The sequence below is a fragment of the Pseudomonas sp. PS01299 genome, assembly GCF_029960145.1.
Taxonomy (GTDB): Bacteria; Pseudomonadota; Gammaproteobacteria; order Pseudomonadales; family Pseudomonadaceae; genus Aquipseudomonas; species Aquipseudomonas putida_A.
Genome location: NZ_JASCPO010000311.1, coordinates 1 through 5,479, shown reverse-complemented (window position 1 = coordinate 5,479; position 5,479 = coordinate 1). Strand labels below are relative to the sequence as shown.

The following is a 5,479-nucleotide window of genomic DNA, read 5'->3' as shown; positions in this document are numbered from 1 at the left end:
GAGCCTGCTCGCGATTCAGGCGCTGCGGTTTATCTATGAAACCGCGGTGTTGCCATCGCGAGCAGGCTCACTCCTACATAAGAAATCAGCTATCCAGCGCTTTGTATTTTTCGCGCAGGTGGTTACGAATCCACACCGCCGACAGGTTCAACGTGGCGATCACCAGCACCAACAGCAGCGCCGTGGCGTACACCAGCGGTCGTGCCGCTTCGACGTTCGGGCTCTGGAAGCCGACGTCATAGATGTGGAAGCCCAGGTGCATGATCTTCTGGTCCAGGTGCAGGTACGGGTAGTTGCCGTCCACCGGCAGCGACGGCGCCAGTTTCACCACACCCACCAGCATCAACGGCGCCACTTCACCGGCGGCGCGGGCCACGGCGAGGATCATGCCGGTCATCATCGCCGGGCTGGCCATAGGCAGGACGATCTTCCACAGCGTTTCCGCCTTGGTCGCGCCCAGCGCCAGCGAGCCTTCACGGACGGTGCGCGGGATACGCGCCAGACCTTCCTCGGTCGCCACGATCACCACCGGCACCGCCAGCAGCGCCAGGGTCAGCGAGGCCCAGAGCAGACCCGGAGTACCGAACGTCGGCGCCGGCAGTGCTTCGGGGAAGAACAGACGGTCGACCGAACCACCCAGCACGTAGACGAAGAAGCCCAGACCGAACACGCCGTAGACGATCGCCGGAACGCCGGCGAGGTTGTTCACGGCGATGCGGATGATCCGGGTCAGGGCGTTCTGCCTGGCGTATTCACGCAGGTAGACCGCCGCCAGCACGCCGAACGGGGTGACGATCATCGCCATGATCAAAGTCATCATCACCGTGCCGAAAATCGCCGGGAAGATCCCGCCTTCGGTGTTCGCTTCACGCGGGTCGTCGGAAAGGAATTCCCAGACCTTGCCGAAGTAGAACCCGATCTTGGTCATCGTGCCCATGGCATTCGGCTGATAGGCGTGAACCACTTTGCCCAGGCTGATTTCGATCTCTTTGCCGTTGGCATCGCGAGCAGTCAGCGCGTCGCGGTTGAACTGCGCATGCAGATCGCTCAGACGCGCTTCGATGTCCTGATAACGCGCGTTCAGCTCGGCACGCTCGGCGTCCATGTCCGCTTGCGCGGTGGCGTCGAGCCTGCCGTCGAGTTCCAGTTTGCGCCCGTGCAGACGGATGCGCTCGAGCCCTGCGTTGATCGCACCGATGTCGGTCTTTTCCAGCGATTTGAGTTGTGCAGCAAGGCCGTTCACACGGTTGATCCGCGCTTGCAGCTCAGGCCAGGCCGCTTCGCCTTCGGCGATCACCTTGCCGTCCTGTTTGACGTTGACCAGGTAGCCGTAGAAGTTGCCCCACTCGCGACGCTCGATCGCCATCAGTTCCGGCGGCGTGGTCTGCTTGGTCAGCCACTCGCCGACCACCCAGGTGAAGTCGTTGCCGTTCAGGTCACGGTTGCCGACCTTGATCAGCTCGCGGGTCATGAATTCCGGGCCCTGATCAGGCACCGGCAGGCCGGCGCTTTTCAGGCGTGCACGCGGCACCTCTTCTTTCTGTACCACTTCGCCGATGACCAGATGATTGGCCTGGCCCGGTACGTCGTAGCTGGCGTGGATCAGGTCCGCCGGCCAGAAGTGACCCAGACCGCGCACGGCAATCACCGCCAGCAGGCCAATGGTCATGATGACCGCGATGGACACCGCGCCACCGCTGATCCAGACGCCCGGGGCGCCGCTCTTGAACCATCCATTCAGGGAGTTCTGTTTCACAGACTTCTACCTTTCTTAAAGCGACGAGTATTTCTTGCGCAGACGCTGACGAATCAGTTCTGCCAGGGTGTTCATGACGAAGGTGAACAACAGCAGCACCAGCGCCGAGAGGAACAGCACGCGGTAGTGGCTGCCGCCGACTTCCGACTCGGGCATTTCCACCGCGACGTTGGCGGCCAGGGTGCGCAGGCCTTCGAACAGGTTCATTTCCATGACCGGGGTGTTACCCGTGGCCATCAGCACGATCATGGTTTCGCCGACCGCACGGCCCATGCCGATCATCAGCGCGGAGAAGATCCCCGGGCTGGCGGTGAGGATCACCACGCGGGTCATGGTCTGCCACGGCGTGGCACCGAGCGCCAGGGAACCGAGGGTCAGGCCACGCGGCACACTGAACACGGCATCTTCGGCAATCGAGTAGATGTTCGGGATCACCGCAAAACCCATCGCCAGACCGACCACCAGAGCGTTGCGCTGGTCGTAGGTGATGCCCAGGTCGTGGGAGATCCACATGCGCATGTCACCGCCGAAGAACCAGTTCTCCATGTACGGACTCATGTACAGCGACAGCCAACCGACAAACAGGATCACCGGAATCAACAGCGCACTTTCCCAGCCATCCGGGACTTTCAGGCGGATCGACTCAGGCAGACGACTGAAGGTGAAGCCGGCGACCAGAATGCCGATCGGCAACAGCATCAGCAGGCTGAAGATGCCCGGCAGATGCCCTTCCACATACGGGGCGAGGAACAGACCGGCGAAGAAACCGAGGATTACCGTCGGCATCGCTTCCATCAGCTCGATCACCGGTTTGACCTTGCGGCGCATGCCCGGGGCCATGAAGTACGCGGTGTAGATCGCTGCGGCAACCGCCAGCGGCGCAGCCAGCAGCATGGCGTAGAACGCCGCCTTCAGGGTGCCGAAGGTCAGTGGCGACAGGCTCAGTTTCGGTTCGAAATCGGTGTTGGCGGCGGTCGATTGCCAGACGTATTTAGGTTCGTCGTAGTTTTCGTACCAGACCTTGCTCCACAACGCGCTCCACGACACTTCCGGGTGCGGGTTGTCGAGCAGCAGCGGTTGCAGCTTGCCGCCGGCCTCGACGATCACCCGGTTGGCGCGTGGCGACAGGCCGAACAGGCCCTGGCCTTCGGCAACCGGCTCGACCAGCAGGGTGCGGTGCGCGGTGCTGTGGAACACGCCGAGCTTGCCGCTGGCATCGAGGGCCACGAAGCCCTTGCGACGCTCTTCGGCGGTGATTTCAACGATTGGCGCGGAGCCCATCTGGAAGGTACGGATCTGCTTCAGGCGCAGCTCGCCATCGGTATCGCGAGCCATGAACCACTGGGCCAGGCCACCCTTGGAATCACCAATGATCAGCGAGATGCCGCCCACCAGTTGCGTGCTCGCGGTGACTTCGGCGTCAGCGTTTTCCAGCAGTTTGTAGCGACCGTTGAGGCTCTTGTCGCGCAGGCTGAACACGTCGGCCTGGGCACGCCCGTTGACCACGTACAGCCATTGCTGGCGCGGATCGACGAAGATGTTTTTCACCGGCTCAGTCATCTGCGGCAGCTCGATACGCTTCTGCTCGTTGGTGACTTCGCCAGTCATCATGTTTTCTTCGCTGGTCAGCGACAAAACATTGAGCTGCGAACCGGTCGAGCCGACCAGCATCAGCGTCGAATCGGTAGCGTTGAGGCTGACGTGCTCCAGTGCCCCGCCGCTCTCGTTCACCGCGATCGGCGCTTCGCCGTACGGGTATTCAATGGCCGGTGTGATGGTTTTCTTGCCATCGGGGTAGCTGACTTTATAGGTGTGACGGAACACCAGCGCCTGGCCGTTGGACAGGCCCACCGCCACCAGCGGATGACCTGGCTGGTCTTCGCCAATGGAAGTTACGCTGGCGCCGGCAGGCACCGGCAGATCGACGCGCTTCAATTCAGCGCCACTGTCGATGTCGAAGAACAGCGCCTGGCCCTTGTCGGAAACGCGCATCGCCACCTGATTCTGCTCTTCGAGCGAAATCATCAGCGGCTTGCCGGCGTCCTGCATCCAGGCTGGGGTAATGGCATCTTTCGCGGTCAGGCTGGCACCCTGGAACAATGGTGCAACGACGTAGGCGAGGAAGAAGAAGATCAGGGTGATGGCTGCCAGCACCGCCAGACCGCCAACGAGGACGTACCAGCGGGTGAAGCGATCCTTGAGCGCGCGAATGCGGCGCTTGCGTTGCAGCTCAGGCGTATTGAAATCAATGCGCTTGGGAGGGGAAGTCGTAGTCATTGGGGAATTGGCCAGATCATTCATGCGCTCACCCTAGCGATCCTGTATGACAGAAAGATGACAGTGCAGTGACGCAGCAAATCCACCGCCAGCGGGACTGGCAGAGGATCGAAAATTTGAGGTGTGTAAAAGGCCGGTCTGCGGGCAGAGCCGGCCTTTTACCTGAGTCCGGTGGGGTTCACCTCGGACTCAGTTTGTTACTTTTTTGCGACTTCAGCGCCGCCTTCCTGCAGACCCAGGTCAGCCAGTGCTTTTGCAGCAACCTTGGCCGGCAGTGGGATGTAGCCGTCTTTCACCACAACTTCCTGGCCCTGTTTGGACAGAACCAGTTTCACGAACTCGGCTTCCAGCGGGGCCAGAGGCTTGTTCGGGGCCTTGTTCACGTAAACGTAGAGGAAGCGCGACAGCGGGTACTTGCCGTTCAGGGCGTTTTCTTCGGTGTCTTCGATGAAGTCAGTGCTGCCTTTCTTCGACAGAGCAACGGTCTTCACGCTGGCAGTCTTGTAGCCGATGCCCGAGTAACCGATGCCGTTCAGCGAGGAGCTGATCGACTGCACAACCGACGCCGAGCCTGGTTGTTCGTTGACGTTAGGTTTGTAGTCGCCTTTGCACAAGGCTTCTTCTTTGAAGTAGCCGTAGGTGCCGGATACCGAGTTACGACCGAACAGTTGCACTGGCTTGTTGGCCAGGTCGCCGGTCACACCCAGGTCGCCCCAGGTTTTCACGTCGGCTTTGGCGCCGCACAGACGGGTGGACGAGAAGATCGCGTCAACCTGCTCCATGGTCAGGTGCTGGATCGGGTTGTCCTTGTGCACGAACACCGCCAGGGCGTCCACGGCCACCGGGATAGCGGTTGGCTTGTAGCCGTATTTCTGTTCGAAGGCCGCCAGTTCGGTGTCCTTCATCTTGCGGCTCATCGGGCCCAGGTTGGAAGTGCCTTCAGTCAGCGCAGGTGGCGCGGTGGCGGAGCCAGCGGCCTGAATCTGGATGTTTACGTTCGGGTATTCTTTCTTGTAGTTCTCAGCCCACAGGGTCATGAGGTTGGCCAGAGTGTCGGAACCAACGCTGGACAAGTTGCCCGATACACCGGTGACCTTGGTGTAAGCCGGAATTGCCGGGTCAACGCCAGCGGCTACCGCGTGGGCAGTCGCAACGCCAGCAGCGACAAAAGTCATTGCCGCCATCAAACGCTTCAGTTTCATGCCTTACTCCTAGCAGATAGGGTGTGTTAAGTCGGGGCCAAGTATCAGCAGGCCGTGTGAACACTCTATGGCTGAAATATGACAATTGGATGAAAGGCCAGCATCCGGGTTTTGCAGGATGATTCGAAGATCTCAGAGAACAACACAGAACTAATGTGGGAGCGGGCTTGCTCGCGAAGAGGCCGTGTCAGCCTATTCATATGCAGACGCCACAACGCATTCGCGCGCCAGCCCGCACCCCCAG

3 protein-coding genes are annotated in these 5,479 nt (G+C 60.8%); all 3 read right to left on the bottom strand.

Annotated elements, in window-relative coordinates:
* Positions 1-85: 85 nt before the first annotated feature.
* Entirely contained in the window at positions 86-1,756 is a 1,671-nt protein-coding gene (gene pstA / locus QMX91_RS28565) for a phosphate ABC transporter permease PstA (RefSeq protein WP_282413738.1), read from the bottom strand.
* A 15-nt stretch (positions 1,757-1,771) separates the two neighbouring features.
* Positions 1,772-3,805, bottom strand: coding sequence for an ABC transporter permease subunit (locus QMX91_RS28560; RefSeq protein WP_282413739.1), 2,034 nt, complete (start codon positions 3,803-3,805; stop codon positions 1,772-1,774).
* Positions 3,806-4,230: 425 nt separating this feature from the next.
* On the bottom strand, positions 4,231-5,235 hold the full coding sequence (locus QMX91_RS28555; RefSeq protein WP_086792482.1) for a phosphate ABC transporter substrate-binding protein PstS: 1,005 nt from the start codon (positions 5,233-5,235) through the stop codon (positions 4,231-4,233).
* Positions 5,236-5,479: the final 244 nt, after the last annotated feature.

Coding starts and splice junctions, on each gene's coding strand:
- QMX91_RS28560 (WP_282413739.1), bottom strand. CDS start 3,805: ATGCAGGACGCCGGCAAGCCGCTGATGATTTCGCTCGAAGAGCAGAAT.
- QMX91_RS28555 (WP_086792482.1), bottom strand. CDS start 5,235: ATGAAACTGAAGCGTTTGATGGCGGCAATGACTTTTGTCGCTGCTGGC.